General features: G+C 33.5%; 18 protein-coding genes. 4 read left to right on the top strand and 14 right to left on the bottom strand.

The window, feature by feature from the left end; all coding sequences use genetic code 11:
* Positions 1-25: 25 nt before the first annotated feature.
* The 12 genes from ACF3OB_RS00965 to ACF3OB_RS00910 all read right to left on the bottom strand — a co-directional run bounded on the left by ACF3OB_RS00965 (position 26) and on the right by ACF3OB_RS00910 (position 11377).
* Positions 26-727, bottom strand: a complete 702-nt coding sequence (locus tag ACF3OB_RS00965) for an IS1 family transposase (protein WP_392447950.1) — start codon at positions 725-727, stop codon at positions 26-28.
* A 31-nt stretch (positions 728-758) separates the two neighbouring features.
* Positions 759-1124 carry a hypothetical protein gene (locus ACF3OB_RS00960; RefSeq protein ID WP_392447948.1) on the bottom strand — a complete coding sequence of 122 codons (366 nt, stop codon included), beginning with the start codon at positions 1122-1124 and terminating at the stop codon, positions 759-761.
* A 114-nt stretch (positions 1125-1238) separates the two neighbouring features.
* Positions 1239-1829, bottom strand: a complete 591-nt coding sequence (locus ACF3OB_RS00955; protein ID WP_172920076.1) for a hypothetical protein — start codon at positions 1827-1829, stop codon at positions 1239-1241.
* Between the two features lie 174 nt (positions 1830-2003).
* A complete protein-coding gene (locus ACF3OB_RS00950) occupies positions 2004-2417 on the bottom strand; it encodes a hypothetical protein (RefSeq protein ID WP_392447944.1) in 414 nt (137 codons plus the stop codon).
* 19 nt (positions 2418-2436) lie between these two features.
* The gene (locus ACF3OB_RS00945; RefSeq protein ID WP_172919743.1) at positions 2437-3306 is read right to left on the bottom strand and encodes a hypothetical protein; all 870 of its coding nucleotides are present in this window, start codon (positions 3304-3306) and stop codon (positions 2437-2439) included.
* Between the two features lie 19 nt (positions 3307-3325).
* Complete coding sequence (locus ACF3OB_RS00940; protein WP_392447942.1) at positions 3326-4060, bottom strand: hypothetical protein; 735 nt, start codon at positions 4058-4060, stop codon at positions 3326-3328.
* A 149-nt stretch (positions 4061-4209) separates the two neighbouring features.
* Positions 4210-5037 carry a hypothetical protein gene (locus tag ACF3OB_RS00935; RefSeq protein ID WP_392447941.1) on the bottom strand — a complete coding sequence of 276 codons (828 nt, stop codon included), beginning with the start codon at positions 5035-5037 and terminating at the stop codon, positions 4210-4212.
* 92 nt (positions 5038-5129) lie between these two features.
* On the bottom strand, positions 5130-5735 hold the full coding sequence (locus tag ACF3OB_RS00930) for a hypothetical protein (protein ID WP_392447939.1): 606 nt from the start codon (positions 5733-5735) through the stop codon (positions 5130-5132).
* Entirely contained in the window at positions 5732-6253 is a 522-nt protein-coding gene (locus ACF3OB_RS00925) for a hypothetical protein (protein WP_172914573.1), read from the bottom strand. Before ACF3OB_RS00925 ends, ACF3OB_RS00930 begins: the two co-directional genes overlap by 4 nt.
* A 1-nt stretch (position 6254) precedes the next feature.
* Positions 6255-7712, bottom strand: a complete 1458-nt coding sequence (locus ACF3OB_RS00920) for a hypothetical protein (RefSeq protein WP_172919747.1) — start codon at positions 7710-7712, stop codon at positions 6255-6257.
* A gap of 365 nt (positions 7713-8077) precedes the next feature.
* Positions 8078-9865, bottom strand: coding sequence for a DEAD/DEAH box helicase (locus ACF3OB_RS00915; protein WP_212895438.1), 1788 nt, complete (start codon positions 9863-9865; stop codon positions 8078-8080).
* A gap of 135 nt (positions 9866-10000) precedes the next feature.
* A complete protein-coding gene (locus tag ACF3OB_RS00910; RefSeq protein ID WP_392447935.1) occupies positions 10001-11377 on the bottom strand; it encodes a M20/M25/M40 family metallo-hydrolase in 1377 nt (458 codons plus the stop codon).
* A 929-nt stretch (positions 11378-12306) separates the two neighbouring features.
* Here ACF3OB_RS00910 and pflB point away from each other — a divergent pair.
* Positions 12307-14547, top strand: a complete 2241-nt coding sequence (pflB, locus tag ACF3OB_RS00905; protein ID WP_172918351.1) for a formate C-acetyltransferase — start codon at positions 12307-12309, stop codon at positions 14545-14547.
* Positions 14548-14671: 124 nt separating this feature from the next.
* On the opposite strand, the gene ansB is transcribed toward pflB, so the two are convergent.
* Positions 14672-15724, bottom strand: coding sequence for an L-asparaginase 2 (ansB, locus tag ACF3OB_RS00900; RefSeq protein ID WP_095912620.1), 1053 nt, complete (start codon positions 15722-15724; stop codon positions 14672-14674).
* Between the two features lie 36 nt (positions 15725-15760).
* Positions 15761-17089, bottom strand: coding sequence for an anaerobic C4-dicarboxylate transporter family protein (locus ACF3OB_RS00895; protein ID WP_095912764.1), 1329 nt, complete (start codon positions 17087-17089; stop codon positions 15761-15763).
* Positions 17090-17273: 184 nt separating this feature from the next.
* Between ACF3OB_RS00895 and ACF3OB_RS00890 the strand changes: the two genes are divergently transcribed.
* Genes ACF3OB_RS00890 through xerD form a run of 3 tightly spaced genes read left to right on the top strand, consistent with a single transcriptional unit; the run spans position 17274 to position 20543 of the window.
* Positions 17274-19148 carry an ABC-F family ATP-binding cassette domain-containing protein gene (locus ACF3OB_RS00890; RefSeq protein ID WP_392447933.1) on the top strand — a complete coding sequence of 625 codons (1875 nt, stop codon included), beginning with the start codon at positions 17274-17276 and terminating at the stop codon, positions 19146-19148.
* Positions 19138-19635 carry a YkgJ family cysteine cluster protein gene (locus tag ACF3OB_RS00885; protein WP_119652596.1) on the top strand — a complete coding sequence of 166 codons (498 nt, stop codon included), beginning with the start codon at positions 19138-19140 and terminating at the stop codon, positions 19633-19635. Before ACF3OB_RS00890 ends, ACF3OB_RS00885 begins: the two co-directional genes overlap by 11 nt.
* 2 nt (positions 19636-19637) lie before the next feature.
* Complete coding sequence (gene xerD / locus ACF3OB_RS00880) at positions 19638-20543, top strand: site-specific tyrosine recombinase XerD (protein ID WP_392447930.1); 906 nt, start codon at positions 19638-19640, stop codon at positions 20541-20543.
* The last annotated feature ends 3 nt before the right edge of the window (positions 20544-20546 follow it).

The raw sequence follows: 20546 nt of genomic DNA, 5'->3' as shown, positions 1-20546 counted from the left end.
GGTAGAGTTACACAAAGTATGATACTCAAATCCACCCAAAATTGATGTAGAAAAACACAATTTCAAAGGCTTTTACATGGTTTTCAAACTTTTTTGAAAAACAACAAGTTTTCCTCACCGCTCGGCGTATCCGATGTCTCAAAAGTGTGTTGTTTCCTTCAATATCAGTAGTGTATTTTTTACCTACTTTATGTGTATATTCTTGAAAAACAGACGCAAAAGCTTCCCAATTATCTGTACAAATCTCATCAAAACTAACACCCAATTTCTTCAATTTCTCACGAAGTTTTTGGGCTGTTTTTATGTTTCGTTTGCCCCATACCCACGCTACAATTTCCTTTGTTTCAGCAGAATAAGCATAAATCAACCACTTTTTATTCTTCTTTTTTCCCACAAAAGTCCAAAGTTCATCAACTTGTAATGATTTGTATTTGTTTTGTTTGGGTTTGATTTCTCGATTGAAATTTACCAAAACCGAAAGTACTTTTTTGATGCTAACTTTTTCAATTTCAGCAATATCACGAATACCTACATTTCTTGCCAAAAGCAAGAGAATTTTCGCAGCAATATGCGAAGCCCAACCTTTGTAGGTCAGATTATGATCGCCGATAAATTGGCGTTTACAGGTTTTGCAAAGATAGTTTTGTTTTTTGTTCTTTTTATTCCCATTTTTGACTATCTTTGTGCATTGACAATTGGGGCAGTGGAGTTTAATTGTTATTAGCATTCAACAAAAATACAACTTTATTCCCTGATTGTCAAATTTTTATACCATCATACTTTTTAAAACACGACCAAATAAAATTATTGATTGTGCCTCCGTTTGCATAATGATTAAAACTAAATGAAATTTGCCAATTTTCAGGTTCGTTTACGTAAAAATATTCGTAAATCTTACTAACCTCGCCATTTTCATAAATTAAATCTATTTCTTGATGCTCTTTGTAATAAGTTGTCTTTTCAATATGAAATTTAGTGCCTTCATCATTTGATCTGATTTTTCTACTTTCTGTTTTTTGCACACCGTCTTTATTGTCAATGATGATAAAAAGATGGTTTGTAGCTATTTGAGCAAATGACTTGAAAGCGAACAAAAATAGTGCTATAATTAACTTGTTTCTCATTATTTGTAGTTTTAGTTTTTCTGTGTTTGTGCAAAACTTACACAAGCACAGAAAATTAGTGTGATTAAGATTTTCATTTTAATTATTTTTTAAAATGATGCCCTCTTTGGACTTTTATTCATATTGTATATTTGACGGATGTACACGGATTTGATAACAAGGTATATAATCTTTTTGTAAATCAGATGAAAAAATGACAAATATATGATGCTTTACAAACGGAGGTATTTTGTAAATATATGCATAACCATCAAAAAAGAAATCATAAGTTTCTTGCGAGAGTGTATTCCATATTTCTTCTAATTGTGTGATTGTTTTTACCTGTCTCATATCTTTTAGGTAATCCAGATGTTCATTTGGAATTAGTAAAATATGGTCTCTTTTAATAACGGAATATTTATCTCTATTTTGTACTTTAATAATATGGGAAATATTTAAAAGCCAATCTTCTTTATCATTTTTATAATCGTATTCTATTGATTTGTAAAAAAGTTTATTGTTTTTGTCAAATCTTTCAAATACCTTATGATGCTTGTAATGTTTCGTAATATCTAACCAATAAGTTTCACCAGAGTTTATTTCCTCTTTTTGTGTACGTAAAACACCATCTGTATCATCAAAGATGACAAACAATGCTCTTTCAGATATTTGTGCATATAATTTAAAAGTCAATAAAAGTAATGTAATGAGTAGTGTGTTTTTCATTGTTTTTGGATTTTAATTTTTCTATGCTTGTCCAAAACTTACATTATAATTGTTTTAATTAAAATTTTACTCCAAAGCCGTCGGTCTAATAAATAGTTGTACTTCATAACAAGGAATATAATCCTTCTCTAAATCTTCTTCTTTAATGATAAAAATATTATATCGTTTTTCGGTTTAATATTCTTTGTCATAGTAATTATAAAACCTATCTTCATAATGAGGTGAGCGTTCTAACACTTGACTTGAAAATTCATCAAATTGCATTTTGATCCATTTTTCTTCCTCTTGTTTTACATAGATTACGCTATTTTTCTTTTCGAATTCTTTAAACATTGTTTGTGACATAAGTAAAACAAATCTTGCGGGATAGTCAAAGAAATCTTTTGAAAAGTACATAAAGGAAACACTCCAAAAAGGTGAATCAGGGCATTTTATCCCGTATGTTTTTTGTGTGATATTTTTCCCAACAACCTTTTCATAAAAATTAGGATTATCTTTATTGATTATTAAAAACAAACTGTTTGGATTAATCTGTGCCTGCATAAAATTTACACAGGCACAGAAAATTAAAGTTATTAAAGTTTTCATTGTTAGAAGCATCAGAAAGTTATTGCCTTTCAGGAAAAAGTTCTTTTGCCCACATAATTTTTTCGTGCAGGCGATTTTCTTTCCATTGTTCAGGAGTGAGTTTTATATAAATATGATTTTTACTTGTATATTTAGGAACAAACTTAAAGTAAAAATCATACGAACCTCCCACGATGCCTTTTCCTTCAATATACGCAAAGCGGTCAATACCACGATGTTCGTTGTAATAATCACTGACTTGCCACCCATCAAAAGTCCAAAAACGATATATTTTTTCATTTCCGTGATTTTCAACTTGAGAAAGATAAATATTTCGCAAATGATGAGGGATAAAAAAACTTTCTTTGTCCTTTCCCTCCATAAAATCAATACGTTTGATAGGGTTTTGCCCCAAATTAAGAATTACATTCTTAATTTGTGAAACATTTATATAACTCTTAAATTCAACAACATAAAACCATTCAAATAATGAAAATTTTGCTACATAATATTTCTCATTTTCCTTTTTTACCAATGAAAATTTATTGAACTCTTTGGATTCTAACATATAATCACTCGCCTCATAAGGACTAATTATGTTTATGATTCTTCGGGTTATTTTTTCAGGAGAAATAATATTATTTTCGATTTCTTGCCATTGTATTTCTTTCCATTGGGGTTGATTATTATATAAATTTGGCAAAACAGAAATTAATAAAATGATTTCTCCTCGTAAAATATTATACATTTCCACTTCTGTATGGACTCCGTAGAGTTTATTTGTGTTAAGTGTATATTTATTTACTTGATATTTTGAAGCAAGGCTATCTAACAAAACATAACTTTTCTCGGATTGTGAAAACCCGAGAAAAGAACATAAAAATAGTATGATTAAAAGTTTTGTTTTCATTGTTAGAAATGTCTAAGAGTTATTGCCTTTCAGGAAAAAGTTCTTTTGCCCACATAATGTCATATCTAATAACTCGCTTGAAACCATCTTCTGTTCGGTCGAAATAAAAATCATACGAACCTCCTACAATTCCTTTGTCTTCAATATATGCAAATCGGTCAATACCTCGATGGTAATTATAGTTTTCTATATCAGTAATTCCATTATTGCGATGTTTATTTTGTTTTTCAAAATCTTTATTCCAGTCGTCGAGTGTCCAAAAGAGATAAACTTTTTCGTTATTTTTTTGTTTTACTTCTGAAAGATATATTGCTCGAAACTCTTCTTTTATCCACGAATACCCGTAAGTATCACTTTCCATAGGAAATTTATTACTTACTTGGCTAAGATATGTTTTCTTAACATCGCTGTAAGTCATTATTTTGTCTTTAAGGTTAAGAATATTACTTCCAGAAATTTTCAGAGAAGTTTCAGTGTCAATTATTTTGAATTTTTCTATAAGAACGTTTTTTGCTACAAAAAAATTATTTCCAATTTTTTTTACTAACCTATATTTATTGAACATCTTAAGCTCATTATTATTTAATATAGCTTCTTGTATTTTTTTTGCAGGTAATATTTCATTTTCTATAAGCAAGTATGAAATTTCTTCCCAATTTTCGCCCGTTTCTAAATCAGGAAGTACACTAAAAAGGAAAAGACCTTGATAATGGTCAAGATTATATAGCTCAATTTGAGCCTTAATTCCATACATTTTTTCAGTATCAAGAGTATATTTTCTTACACTGTTGGGTATTATATCGTTTAAGAGTATAAATCTTTTCTCGGATTGTGAAAACCCGAGAAAAGAACATAAAAATAGTGTGATTAAAAGTTTTGTTTTCATTGTTACAAATCTAAAAGTTATTGCCTTTCAGGAAAAAGTTCTTTTGCCCACATCATTTTGTTTTCTGTATCATTTTTGTCCCACACTTTACGAAGCAAATAAGAGGGGTCGTTACTTACAGCTATTTTACCTCCTGTTTTTAATGAAAAATAATAGGGATAACGCCCTGCAACAATTCCTTTTCCTTTAATATATGCTAAGTTGCCAATTCCTCCATACGTATTAAAAATCCAAAAGAAATATACTTGTTCGTTATTTATCAGTTGAACATCATATAGATATACACTTTCTAAATAACTGGGTATTCCGAAACCGTTTTCAAATAAAAACACTTTATCAGGAAACTGCTTTTTATATTTGATATATACTTGCTCTTTTGTTATTTGTTTTCCTTCCAAATTAAGAACGTTTTTTCCAGATATTTGAATATCCTCATCCGAAAGATTAACAATTTTAAACAATTGCAAATTTGTGAGTCTTGCCCTAAAAATTTGATCGCCAATTTTTTTAACTAAAAAGTATTTATTAGATAAATTATTGTTAACTTCCAATTTATCAATCAAATATCGATAGGAAACAAAATTTTCTTCCTGCAATTCACTTTTTTGAACTTCTATCCAATCATAGCCATCTTTTAAATCGGGTAAAATTGTAATAAGTAATAAATCTTCGCCTCTTTCTATGTTGTAAACTTCAAAAGTTCTCTCTATTCCAAAAGAAGATAAACTAAAATTGTACTCTTTAACATCGTATTTTGAGTTTAGCTCTTCCAACGAAATATATTTTTGGGCAACAACTATATGGCTAGATATAAGACTAAAAAAAATAAGAATTTGCGTTTTCATAATTAGTTACAAAAAACAGACTATTTGAGTTAATCTGTGCTTGTGCAAAACTTACACAAGCACAGAAAATTAGTGTTAGAATTAGTTTCATTTTAATCACAATATTCTTCAATTGTACTTATTAAAACATCAACTTCGTAGCAAGGAATATAATCTCTTTCTAAATCAGAGGAGAAAACGATAAAGATATTATTACGTGTTGTATCTCTGTATTTTCCACCACTTAAATGTCGATAGATGTACTGCGAATGATTTGTCCTTATTTTGTTGATAAATTCCTTTCGATTGTATATTTTCCACTGTTTTTGTGCATCTTGAAAAATTGCTACATTTCCCTTTCTTTTAAAACTTTCAAACATCGGATTGGAAAGAAGCAAAATGTAACCTCCATAAGTTTCATTTTCTTCCCCTTTATAGTAATCAAAACGAAAAGATACTTGCCAATTTTCACTTTGGTTTATATAATAAGCGATGTAATAATTAGCATTTTTCCCGTTATCAAAAAGAAGCTCTACATTCTGATGTTCTTTATAATAACTGGTTTTTAATGTGTAATTTTCTTCTCCCTTGATATTGCGAGTTTCTGTTTTTTGGGTACCATCTTTATCGTCAATTACCAAAAATAAGGAGCTTGGGTTAATTTGTGCCGTCACAAAGTTTGCACAAACACAGAAAATTAATATTATTATTGTTTTCATTCCAAAGCTGTCGGTCTAATAAATAATTGTACTTCATAACAAGGAATATAATCCTTCTCTAAATCTTCTTCTTTAATGATAAAAATATTATATCGTTTTTCGGTTTGATATTCTTTGTCATAGTAATTGTAAAACCTATCTTCATAATGAGGTGAGCGTTCTAACACTTGACTTGAAAATTCATCAAATTGCATTTTGATCCATTTTTCTTCCTCTTGTTTTACATAGATTACGCTATTTTTCTTTTCGAATTCTTTAAACATTGTTTGTGGCATAAGTAAAACAAATCTTGCGGGATAGTCAAAGAAATCTTTTGAAAAGTACATAAAGGAAACACTCCAAAAAGGTGAGTTGGGGCAGTTTATCCCATATGTTTTTTGTGTGATATTTCTCCCAATAACTTTTTCATAGAAGTTTGGATTATCATTATTTATTACAAAAAACAGACTATTTGAGTTAATCTGTGCTTGTGCAAAACTTACACAAGCACAGAAAATTAGTGTGATTAAGATTTTCATTTTAATTACAATTTTTAGTTAGCATCTTTGCCTCTGTTTGAAGTACTTCATCAATACTTTTTTTCTTATCAGGATTTAATTCTTTATAAGCATCAACATTATGTTCTTTAAGTCCCTGCCAAGCTAATGCTTCGTAAAGCTCATCGGAAGGTTCTCTTTCATAATTCTTAACAAATTTATTATAATCCTCTGTAAGTTGTTCCTTATGGAACTTTTTAAGAGCATCACGCATAGTCTCTACATATAACTTACCCATCATTTCGTGTTGATATTGTTCTTCTCTCTCTGATTTATATTTTTCATACACCGATTTAAAATCACTTGGATTTGAGACATCCCCTGTTTGAATTTTTCTGTGAATATCTGCGTGAATATATTCGTGGAAAATGGTCCTTGCTATTTCCAAAGCACTTCTTCCAATCGCTTTTGATTCACTTATTCGAATATGAATAGCTTTACTTCCTCTCGTAAAAGTTGTTTTGGCATTTACCTCTCTTCCTTCATAAAGTACTTTATTTTCTGACGAAATCACAATATCAAATTCGGTACCATTTCCTTCAAATTTACTAAAAATTTCTTTTACATAGTCGTTGTTACCATTGCGTAGTTTGTCGTGTAGGCATTTAATTTTTTCGTTGGTTATTTGGTCTATGATTTCGTCAATGATATAACCATCATCTTCAATCTCAGTGGCTCCGCCATCTGCTCTCTCTCGCTTGATGTTAACCACAACGGCAGGAGCAGAAGGTGTTCCGCCACCTCCTCCCAAATAGTCATCAGCAATATGGTCTATTTGTTCCATTGGAGGTGTCCAACCGTAATCAATTTCATTATAACACTTCGTAACGGTTCTATATTCATTATGGGCTCTTGCACTTCCTGATAAGGCACATCGGTCATCTCCAACAAAGTGTTTCCCCGAGTTACAAGAATATGAAATAATCAAATTGATGTCATAACAGACTCTGTTAAATGTCATACGCGTTAAATTTTCATGTACGGAAGATGGTTCTTCCATTTTTAGTAGAGCATCTAAATCAGTGTGATAACCTGTACGGATAATAGTCCCGTCAAAACGTTGGTTTTTCACTCCTTTAGCAAGGTTGTCCATATACCGATCCGAATACTGATAGCGTATCAAATAGGCTCGAAGCGTGTCATTTACTTGCTCTACAACCAAATTTTCAACCACATTTTTGGGTAAATTCTCACGGTGTGTTAAAAACGAATAACTGGTGTATTTTCCGTTTTTGATTTTCATAATCTGTTCTTCATCTAAATAAACACCGCTGTTGTTTCCTTTAGAAAATATCGATTTACTTCCTTTTTTGCTAATAAATTCGAACACACTACCATTGTGTTTTGCTAATTTGTTCAAGTCATAGGTGTGTACGTGCTTGTCTTCACTATGAAAGTGTACTTCATTTTTGTGAATCTCTTGTAAAGGTTCTTGTTCCATTTCCTCTCGCTGACAACCTCATTAAAAAAGCACCATAAATTAGGCTACTACTAATTAAAATTTTTCTTCTCATGATTTTGATTTTTTAGAATTTATTGTCGCAAATCTATAAAATAAAAAGGTAATTAAACAAATAAAATCGAAATATTTTATTGTTTTTTACTTTCGAAGTGTTGTTTTTAAAGGAGATTTAAACAGTAAATCTAATTGTAAATATTATTTACATCAAATTGAAATATCTGTAATTCGCAACAAGATATTTGTAGTAAACAAAAAATCCCTATCAAAATTACTTGACAGAGATTTTTGTAACGGTTTATTAATAAGTATGTTACAATCAGTGTATGTTCAATGATACCAAACGATTATTTTCTTTTTTTTCTTTTAAAGGCATTATCAAAGGCTTGTGCTGCTTTTTGTCCTCTGCCTCTGTCTTTTCTTCGAGATGAAGAACGACCTTCGGATTTAGAATCTCGATCTCTTCGTTTTGAGTCCCCTCGGTTTCTGCCTTTAAATTCTCCTTTACCTCTTGAATCGCGCCCATTTCTACCGCTACCTCGCTCTTCTTTTTTAGAAATTTCAACGTTTACGAAACGTCCATCTAATTGAAAATCATTAAATGTACTGGTCACTAAATCAACCAATTCAGCATCCGTATTAAAGAAAGAGAAGCTGTTCTTTACGTCTACTTTAAAAACATCGTCACGGTCTAAATTTAAGGTTGCTTTTAAGAAGTCCTTTAAAGTTTTCCAATCGTAACCATCTCTTTCACCAATGTTTATAAAATAACGTACCTCGCCATTATCGGAACTTCCTTTTTCTTTTCCGTTAGAGGCATTCAAATCTTCAGCGTTTTTGTAGTAATTGAAGAAACGGCTAAACTCTACCGCCACCATTCGTTTAATAATTTCTTCTCTATCTAAACCTTCTAAAACATCGTAAATAGCTGGTAAGTAGTCCTCTATGGCAGTTTCTACTGTACTATTTTTGATGTTGTTTGCCAGATGATAGAGCTGAATTTCACAAATTTCAATGCCACTGGGGAGTGGTTTTTGTTCAAAGGGTTGTTGAATAATTTTCTCTATGGATTTTATCTTTTTCACCTCACTTTTAGGGATGATAACCATAGAAACTCCCGATTTTCCTGCACGACCTGTACGTCCACTTCGGTGGGTATAGGTTTCAGTTTCATCAGGAAGTTGGTAGTGAATCACATGTGTGATATCGTCAACATCAATCCCTCGAGCAGCAACGTCAGTTGCTACTAACATTTGTATTTGTCTGGCTCTGAATGATTTCATAACCAAATCGCGTTGATTTTGACTTAAATCGCCATGCAATGCGGCTGCATTATACCCATCTTCGATTAATTTTTCAGCAACTGCTTGAGTATCTTTTTTTGTACGACAGAAAACCACTGAAAATATGTCCGGATTTGCATCTGCCAAACGTTTCAAAGCTTGGTAGCGATGGCGTCCATTGACCATATAGTATTCGTGACGGATATTATTCGACGCCTGATTCCGAGAACCTACGGTAACCTCAAAAGGTTTATACATAAACTGACGTGCAATTTTAGCTACTTCGTTCGGCATAGTTGCTGAAAAAAGCCACGTATTTTTTGTGTCAGGCGTATGTGATAGGATACTGGTGATGTCCTCATAGAAGCCCATGTTAAGCATTTCATCAGCTTCGTCTAAAACGCAAATATCTATATTTGAAATATTTACAAAACCTCTTCGAATCATATCCTGCATACGACCAGGCGTAGCTACAATAATTTGAGCCCCTTTTCTAATGCTTTTCGTTTGTTCTTCGATACTTGCTCCTCCATAAATGGCAACTACATGAATGTTAGGCATGTACTTGGAATATAATTTCAATTCAGAAGTAATTTGTAAACACAATTCTCTGGTAGGAGAAAGGATAAGAGCTTGTGTTTCTTTAGTTTCAGCGTCAATTTTTTGTAAAAGAGGAAAACCAAAAGCCGCTGTTTTCCCTGTTCCGGTTTGAGCCAACGCAACCATATCAACATCTTCGGACAACAGGGTGGGGATGGCTTTTTCTTGAATTTCGGAAGGTTTTTCAAAGCCCATATCAGTAATGGCTTTGAGGATGGACTCGTTCAGTCCTAACTGTTTAAATGAATTCATATGTTTTATTCTACGGGGCAAAGGTAGTAATTAATTGAGAATTGACAATTTAGAATTATTATTTTTTTACTGATGTCCCCATTTTTAACAATATATTTTCATTTTCAGTATATGCTTCCTCTTTTTCCAAGTATATCAAAGTCCGTACATGTCTACCAAATAAATCAAACTGGTAATAGCAGCAGCTCCTAATGACAATTCTCGTTTGTTAACGGCATCAAAAACGTCGGTTTCGGAGTGATGGTGGTCAAAATAACGCTGAGAATCAGGGACTAATCCCGCTAATACATTATTTTCAGTCTGTAAAGGGCTGATGTCTAATCCCGGATATCCTTTTCTAAATAAGTGTATATAATATGGAGTAAATAATTTTTCCCACATCTTTATCTTCTCTATTTTTTGGGTTTCACCACGCAAATTAAATCCACGAGGAGAAAATCCACCCGCATCTGTCTCTAAAGCAAAGATTTGATTTTCTCTATTTTTTTTGCTTTCTTCAGCATATTTTTGACCACCTCCCGCACCATTTTCTTCATTAGCGAAAAGAACAATGCGAATAGTGCGTTTTGGTTTGTAATTCAATGATTTAAAGATACGAATAACTTCTAAACTTTGAGCAACACCAGCTCCATCATCATGGGCTCCATGTCCAACATCCCATGAATCAAGATGAGCTCCAAAGGTAATAATTTCATCGGGATAGAGGCTTCCTTTGATTTCCCCAATTACGTTGTAAGATTGTACATCGTCGAATGTTTTACAATTCTGTTTGAAATAAAATTCCAATTTTGGATTTAAGACAAGCAGGGTACTTAATAAATCGGCTCCTTTGGTGCTGATTGCTGCGGCAGGAATGTGTCTGCTTTTTGGCAAGTCTTCATACGACATTACTCCTGTGTGAGGATGGTCGTCAATTTTATGAGATAATGATCTTACAATCACAGCGATGGCTCCTTTGTTTACTGCAACTCTTGCTCCTGAGTAACGCTGTGATCCACAGGCACTGTACGAATCAAATGCGTCAATATATTCATTAGGTAAAGCTCCATTTAGGAATACAATTTTTCCTATAACACTGTTAATATCTGCTTTTTCTAAGTCTTCCAAACTTTTAAATTCAACGACTTGTCCCTTGATTCCCGAAGCAGGTGTTGCAACCGAGCCTCCCAGTGCTAAAATGGGAACCGGAGTAATTTTATTTTTAGCAGTTTGGATATAGGCATATTCAGGCAAACCACGTATCCAATGAGGAACCATCACGGGTTGTAGCTTAACATCAGTGTTCAATTCCTCAAGTTCGGTTTTCAAAAATTCAATCATTTTTTTCTCACCATGTGACCCCGACAGACGATGTCCTATCTGATAGCATATATGGTGCAACCAATCGTATGCCTTGCCCTTTGTTAAAGTTTCGGTGTGGATTGAACGCAACATAATTGAATCCTTCTCAAAAGTTTGTGCGTTTGAAGTAAAGAAAGCAACGCAACAGATTACAGTGATTATATTTTTCATAAACGTTTCTTTGATTTCGTAATATTTTCTATTCCATTTAGTTAATACCATTCCACTTGAAATTTTAACCACTAAAATATCCAAGTTCTACTCGCAAATATAGAATAATATTTTGTCACATAAAAATATTTTTTTAACATCTGCATAAACTATCCGAAATTTTGAATAAAAGAAGAACCTGAGAATTTCGTACGTTTATCAAGCTCTATTTTTTCAAAATATAGACACTTCAAGCGAAACGAAATACAAAATAAACCTGTAATTGGACAAATTTTAGTTTTCGTCTCATTACAAATTTTAAATATATAAATATTTAATTATGAACGGTATAGGTTGAATTATCCTATCAGGTATATCACTAATAGGAAGTGTTATTCGGACAACTGAATGAATGTTAAACGCTACTCTATATTAGGTTTTGGAATATTCCACTAAGCAGTGCTTATATTCATGCAAAAGCATGAATCTAGTGTTGCTTTTCAGTGATATGAAGTAAAATAAATACTTTCTTTTTATGAGCGAAAAAATGGTAAAATTTCAGATTTATGCAGCCATATTGTTATCTTCTTTCGGAATAGATGAAATGGTTTTATTATGATAAAGGCAATACTTAGTAATTTTAAGAGTAAATAATACCATGATACGACATTTGAAACTTAATTATGTGTACAATGAAAAGAAAATCAAAGTGAAAGAATAAAAAAACTACGTAAATACTTTTCAATAGAGATAATCAGTAGGTTTACAACTAAGTTTATTTTAAATCAAATAGTTAAAAACAAAAATGTCATAAAATTAAAAACTTTTGGCAGGAATAGAAAAATAAGTTTTTGTTACAAAAAGATTAAAAAATCTTTTGGTATTTAAACGCTTTTTTCATATCTTTGTTACGGTTTTAATGAACATGAGATAACAAAAAAATAGACAACATGGTAGCAACAGAACTTAAAAAACCTTTCGTTGGAGGAAAATGGGAAAATCAAGTTGATTTAGTCGATTTTATTACCAAAAATTACACTGAGTATCGTGGAGATGCCTCTTTTTTAGAAGGTCCTACCGCTGATACGGCTGAGCTTGTAAGGAAATTTGATGAACTGATGAAGCAAGAGCGTCTTAACGGCGGGGTTGTTGACATGGACACAAAAATTCCTTCAACCATACTTTCTCACTCTGTAGGATATCTAGACAAAGAACGTGAGAAAGTAGTTGGATTACAAACAGATAAGCCTCTAAAACGAGCTTTAATGCCTTTTGGAGGTATTAATATGGCGATACATAGTTGCGAAGCTTATGGATATAAAGTTGAAGATGAAGTAGTTAAAATTTTTACAGACTACCGTAAAACACACAATCAAGGGGTTTTTGATGTGTATACTCCTGAGATGCGTGCTGTGCGTAAATCGGGGGTAATTACTGGACTTCCTGATGCTTATGGAAGAGGTCGCATTATTGGAGACTATCGTCGTGTAGCTTTGTACGGAGTAGATCAGCTTATCCAATTCAAAGTAAAGGATTTCAATGAGATTGGATCCGATGGTGTGATGACCGAACATATTATTCGTGACAGAGAGGAAGTAGCTGAACAAATTCGAGCTTTGAAAGAGTTAAAAGAACTTGGAAAAATGTATGGTTTCGATATCTCAAAACCTGCTACGAATGCTCGTGAAGCAGTTCAATGGCTTTATTTTGGATATTTGGCAGCTATCAAACAACAAAACGGTGCTGCGATGAGTATCGGAAATATTGCTACTTTCCTTGATATTTACATTGAACGTGACCTACAAGACGGAACACTTACTGAAGTGGAAGCTCAAGAACTCATTGACAACTTAGTGTTGAAACTTCGAATGGTGAAATTTGCTCGTACGCCCGATTACAACCAATTGTTCTCAGGAGATCCGATTTGGGCAACACTTATCGTTGGGGAAATGCTTGATAATGAAAGATCTTTGGTAACGAAAACCGATTTCCGCTTCATTCATACTCTCGACAATATGGGGAACTCTCCTGAACCTAATTTGACAGTTCTTTGGTCTTCAAGACTTCCAAAAGGATTTAAAGATTTCTGTGCTGAATCTTCAATTAACCATTCAGCAATCCAGTATGAGAGTGATGAGCTTCTTTCTGACTTCTTGAAAACCTGTGATAAATCAATAGCTTGTTGTGTATCGGGAATGACCACCGGAAAAGACATGCAATTTTTTGGAGCGAGAGCCAATTTAGCTAAAGCATTACTTTACGCTATTAACGGAGGACGAGATGAAATGACAGGCGAACAAATTGGACCTAAAACAGAACCTTTACGTGGCGTATTAAACTATGATAAGGTAATCGAAAGTTACGATCAATTTATGGAATGGTTGTGCAAATTGTACATCAATACATTGAACGTAATCCACTACATGCATGATAAATATTCTTATGAAAGTTTGGAAATGGCACTACACGATACTAATGTTCGTAGGTTTATGGCTACAGGTATCGCAGGTTTCTCAGTTGCCGTGGATAGTTTGTCTGCAATAAAATATGCTAAAGTAACTCCAATTGTTGATGAAACGGGACTTGCAATAGACTATAAAATCGAAGGGGAATTCCCTACATTCGGAAATAATGATGACCGTGCGGATGCTATTGCTGTTGAATTATTGAAAAAATTCATGACAATGCTTCGCAAACATAAAGTGTACAGAGCTGATGAAACCACAACATCCATTCTAACAATTACTTCGAATGTCGTTTACGGCAAAAAAACAGGAAATACTCCTGATGGAAGACGTGAAGGAGAACCTTTCTCACCAGGAGCAAATCCAATGAATGGAAGAGACAGAAGTGGTGCGTTGGCTTGTTTGAGTTCGGTAGCTAAAATTCCATATGAATACAGTCGAGATGGAATAAGTCTTACGGCGGCTTTCACACCTTCGTCATTAGGAAAAACTAAAGGTGACCAAATAAAAAATCTAACTTCGATGATGGATGGTTACTTCTTACAGGGAGGTTTCCACTTGAATACAAATGTGTTTAATAAAGAAATGTTAGAAAAAGTAATCGCAGCTCCTGAGGAGTATCCTAATTTTACAATTCGTGTATCGGGATATGCAGTAAGGCTTATCAGTCTGACACCTGAACAACAGCGTGACGTATTAAGCCGTACAATGCATGAATTGATGTAATTATTAAAAGAACATAACATTAGAAAATGAAAGTTGTCCACCTTCGGACAGCTTTCATTTCGTTTGTTCTAATAACACTTACTCGGGTTATATCCATAAAAATTAATATATCACAAGTAAAAGTTCAATATTCGTTAAAATATTGCTGAATTAGTTTCCAATCTTTGGTTTTTGTAAGTGCAAGCATCAGTAGTATACGTGCTTTTTGCGGATTTAGAGTTTGAGCGGCTACGAAATTGTATTTAGTATCATCTACTTCGGCATCAAGAGTTGTCGCACCCATGGGTACACGCGATGAACGTACGATTTGAATACCTTTTTTCTGAGCTTGTACAGCTAAATCAAATAGTGTGTGATAAAAATTTCCGTTTCCTACACCTGCATAGACAATTCCATCGAATTGAGCATCTATAAAAGCTTTCATTGGAAGTTCCGACATATTAGAATACCCATAAACGATACCTACTTTTGGTAAAAATTTTAGATTATCTACATCAAAAATAGATTGTGTGGTATGTTTATTTTGAGGCATTCTACTGAAAAAAGTTTTTCCATTATGGATATATCCTAATTTGCCAAAATTCGCACTTTGGAATGTTTCCACAGCCAATGTATTGCTTTTGATTACATCTTTAGCATCGTGTATAACATCATTCATCACTACCATTACCCCTTTGTTAGTAGCCTTTGATGAAGCTGCAACTACTATCGCATTGTACAAGTTCAAAGGCCCATCGGCACTCATTCCTGTAGCTGGACGCATGGCTCCAACCATCACCACAGGTTTATTGCTATGAACTGTAAGATTAAGAAAATAGGCTGTTTCTTCCATAGTATCCGTTCCATGGGTGATCACAACACCATCGTAATTTTCCTTTGTAAGAAGTTCATTGACTCGTTTGGAAAGTTTCAGCCATACTTGATCGTTCATATCCTGTGAACCTATTTTTACAAGCTGCTCTCCACTAACTTCTGCTACATTTTTTACCTCTGGAACGGCTTGTAGTAATTCATAAATTCCTAATTCACCAGCCTTATAATTACTGTCGGTGGTTGATTTACTAACTCCAGCGATAGTTCCACCAGTGGCAATAATGCGTATCATAGGCTTTTGTCCGAAGACTGCCATAGGTATGAAAATAACTAATAAAAGGATAATTTTTTTTGGAATGTTCATAAAATATATTGTATTGGATATTAATTTATTATATAATCATAAAAACAAAATCAGGAAATATCCAACAGCGATAGAAACAATGGTAGCAACAAAGCCAGGCAGTTGAAACGAATGATTAAGTACATATTTTCCAATTCGAGTAGTTCCTGTACGGTCAAAACTAATAGCTGCTACTACAGTGGGGTAGTTTGGAATGAAAAAATACCCATTTACGGCAGGAAACATGGCAACCAGAGCCAATGGAGGAATGCCCAAAGCAATTCCTAACGGGTAAAGTGTACGCACCGTAGCGGCTTGGCTAAACAGCAAAATGGACATTACAAAAAGAGCTATAGCAAACAAAAATGGATAATCAGTGACTATATGTTCAATATGTGTTTTAAAAAATTCAATATTTCCATTAAAAAATGTATCTCCCATCCATGCGATGCCAAAGATAGCAATTACGGCCTGCATTCCTGCTATAAAGACGCTCCCTTTAACTGCTTTATCTACATTCGTTTTAGTGAAAATAAGCATCAATCCTGCAATGGACATCATCACAATTTCGATAATTTCAGTCATTCCGAGTCGGTAGGAAGTGCCATCGGTTAATACAAACGAAGGTCGTAAAGAAGGAATAGACCCGAAAATAACAATTAAAAGTACACCTATTAGAAAAATAATTACCGAAATAAGTGCTTTTTGGTTTTCCTTAGCAGAAATTTCATAAGTTGTTTGTTTCTCATTTTTTAAAATTCCGTCACGTACTCTTCGTTGATACTCGGAATCTTTTTCCAAATCTACCCCGATAAATCGTACGGCAAAAGCACCAACAATCACCCCTATGAGCGTAGAAGGGATACATATCATTAATATATCACTGAGTTCAATGCCTTGTCCTCCCAGAAGCGTTGTTCCTAAAAGAGCTGCCGTAGCTGCAGAAATGGGACTTGCTGTAATGGCTTGTTGCGAAGCAATCACTGAAATACTTAACGGACGTTCAGGACGAACTTTACTTTCCGTAGCAATTTCCGAGATGATAGGCAAAAGCGAATAAGCTATATGTCCCGTGCCAGAAAGAAACGTAAAAATATAGCATACCACTGGAGCTAAAAACGTAATCATTGAAGGATTCTTGCGAAGAATTCGTTCAGCTACCCTTACCAAGTAATCCAATCCTCCAGCTGCTTGTAAAGCTGCTGCTGCTGTGATAACCGAAAGGATAATAAGCATCACATCAATGGGAGCATTTCCTGGTTTCAAACCAAAACCAAATACCAGAACAGCAAGTCCGAGCATCCCAAAAACTCCTAATCCAATTCCTCCCACACGAGCTCCTACAAAAATAGCTACTAAAACAACAAATAATTCCGTGAAAATCAGCCAATCCATAGTATTTCAAAATTTGCCCCGAAATTACGAAATAATGCGCTATTAGCCTACGATTTTAACACTATAATTTGTGGTATGGAGCATTTTATATATCTTTGCTGAGAAATAGAGATTTTTAGGATTTAAACTTTAGAAGCGGTTTTTGAGCCTATTAACTCATATATTTTTGAGCAAAATGAATTTATTATCCGTAGAAAACATATCCAAATCGTTCGGTGAACGTGTTTTATTTCAAAACATTTCCTTTGGCATCAATAAAGACCAAAAAATAGCTTTTGTTGCTAAAAATGGAACTGGAAAAACGACACTTTTAAACATATTATCAGGAAAAGATCAACCTGATAGTGGTCAGGTAGTGTCCAGAAATGGAATTCACATCGCTTTTTTATCGCAAAATCCGGAATTTAATGAAGATTTTACTATTGAAGAAACCATCTTTTCTGTGGATAACCCCATTTTGAGAATCATTCAGGACTATGAAAAGGCTTTGAAAAATCCAAGTGATGAAAAAAATTACCAAAAAGCCTTTGAAAAGATGGAACTGCACAATGCGTGGGACTTTGAAACTCAGTACAAGCAAATCCTATCACGGCTTAAATTGGATAACCTACAACTAAAAGTTAAAAATCTTTCAGGCGGACAAAAAAAACGATTAGCGTTAGCAAACGTCCTGATTACTAAACCTGACTTACTCATACTTGACGAACCTACCAATCATCTTGATTTAGAGATGATTGAGTGGTTGGAGCAATTTTTTGCTAAGGAGAATATTACCCTATTTTTGGTTACACACGACCGTTATTTTTTGGAACGTGTCTGTAATGAAATAGTGGAACTTGATAATGGAGAATTATATACTTACAAAGGGAATTACTCTTATTTTCTTGAAAAAAAAGAGCAACGTCTGGCTCAGGAACAAGCTAGTATCGATAAAGCTAAAAATTTATATGTCAAGGAATTAGACTGGATGCGTCGTCAACCAAAAGCTCGTACAACCAAATCAAAATCACGTATTGATGATTTTTATATCATCAAAGAACAAGCACACAAACGCCGTAAAGATCATGTAGTGCAACTTGAAATCAATATGGAACGTTTGGGAAGCAAAATTGTTGAATTTCACAATGTTGGCAAACAATTTGGTGAAAGAATTATTTTCAATAAATTCAACTACAACTTCTTACGTGGCGAACGGGTTGGAATTATCGGGAAAAACGGCACAGGAAAATCAACTTTTTTGAATCTCCTAACACAAAAAATAGAACCTGACAACGGAAAAATTGTTATTGGTGATACAATTAAATTTGGATATTACACTCAAGAAGGAATTGAAGTGAAAGAAGGGCAAAAAGTCATTGAAGTCATTCAAAAATATGGTGAATACATTCCATTACTGAAAGGAAAAACGCTTTCGGCAGCTCAATTGTTGGAAAGATTCCTCTTTGACCGTAAAAAGCAATATGATTTTGTTGAAAAATTGAGTGGAGGAGAGCTAAAAAGGCTCTATTTATGTACGGTTTTGATTCAAAATCCTAACTTTTTGATTTTAGACGAGCCTACAAATGACTTAGACATTGTAACTTTGAATGTTTTGGAGGAATTTCTGTTGGATTTCCCTGGATGTTTGCTGGTAGTATCTCATGACCGCTATTTTATGGACAAAATAGTAGACCATTTATTTGTTTTCCGAGGTGATGGAGTAGTGGAGGATTTTCCCGGTAACTATACGGATTTTAGGGTATATGAAGAAAGCACACCTCCTGTTGAGGTAAGTTCTGAGAAAAAAGAAACTACTAAAAATGTATGGCGAAAAGATGGTTTAAAAGGATTGTCTTTTAACGAACAAAAAGAATTTAATCGATTAGAAAAAGAAATTTCTATTCTGGAAGATAAAAAAACAAGCATTGAAGATTTATTTTCTAAAGGAGAACTCAATTCAGATGAAATTCAACAAAAATCAATGGAATTACAGCAAATTATTACTGAATTAGAAGAAAAAACAGAACGTTGGTTTGAACTTTCAATGAAAATGGAAGAAAATGGAAATTAATTTGTCAGAACTACCCAAACTTGCCAAGCAAAAACGGGATGAAAGTTTACAGTTTTTTGCACAATTGAAGAAAAAACCTCCTAAAAAATTAGATTATATGATGCAGGAAATTCATGATGAGGTTTCTGCTGAAGTTGACTGTCTACAATGTGCTAATTGTTGTAAAACAACAGGACCACTGCTAACAAACATAGATATTGAGCGAATTTCCAAGCACTTACGCGTAAAACCATCGGATTTTATCACCAAATATTTACGTGTGGATGAAGATAAAGACTATGTATTTCAGTCAATGCCTTGTCCTTTTTTAGCATCCGATAATTATTGCTTAATCTATGAGGTTCGACCCAAGGCTTGTCGTGAATATCCACATACTGATAGGAAGAAAATATATCAAATAGGTAATTTGACCGTTAAAAATACGGAAATTTGTCCGATAGCTTTCAAAGTAGTTGAAAAAATGAAAGAAAGTATTAAGGTAAGATAGAAATGTGGCACAAAACTAAGGAAGAATACCAATTTTATTTGCAACTGCAACGGGGAATGTCTAAGAATTCAATAACTTCCTACGGATTGGATATCGAAAAACTCATTTCCTATCTCGAAACCTATCATATTGCAGAAACTCCCAACACCATTTCGGTGGATACCTTACGACAATTTGTATATGAAACTTCTAAAGGGTTGAATCCACGCTCACAAGCTCGACTCATCTCAGCTTTGAAGAGTTTTTTTAAGTTTATGATGTCTGAAAAAAATCGGGAAGATTATCCTATGGATTTGATTGAAAGCCCTAAAATAGGATTGAAACTACCCGATACCCTTACTCTGGAAGAAATTGATAAATTATTAGAATCCATCGATTTAAGCATAGACGAAGGACATCGAAATAAGGCAATTATCGAAACACTTTATGGTTGTGGATTACGAGTTTCAGAGCTAATTTCTCTACGATTATCTGATTTATTTTTTGAAGAAGATTTTATTCGAGTGATGGGCAAAGGAAGCAAACAAAGACTTATTCCCATTGGAGAATTTACAAAAAAACAAATATCAAATTATATTCATAATCAGCGAAAAAAAATCAAAATTGCCAAAGGGCATGAAGATTACGTTTTTCTAAACCGAAGAGGAAAACAACTCACTCGAGCAATGATCTTTACCATTGTTCGGCAAACAGCGGAAAATATTGGATTACAAAAAAAGATAAGTCCACATACTTTTCGACATTCTTTTGCTACGCATCTACTCGAAAATGGTGCAAATCTACGTGCTATTCAAACAATGTTGGGACATGAAAGCATCACAACTACACAGATTTACGTCCATGTTGAGAATTCACACCTGAGGGAAATGTTGGTAAAGTTTCATCCTCGTCGTACGTTTGAATTATAAAAA

This window comes from Capnocytophaga canis, from assembly GCF_043187445.1.
Lineage (GTDB): Bacteria > Bacteroidota > Bacteroidia > Flavobacteriales > Flavobacteriaceae > Capnocytophaga > Capnocytophaga canis.
This window is presented reverse-complemented; position numbering and strand designations above follow the sequence as displayed.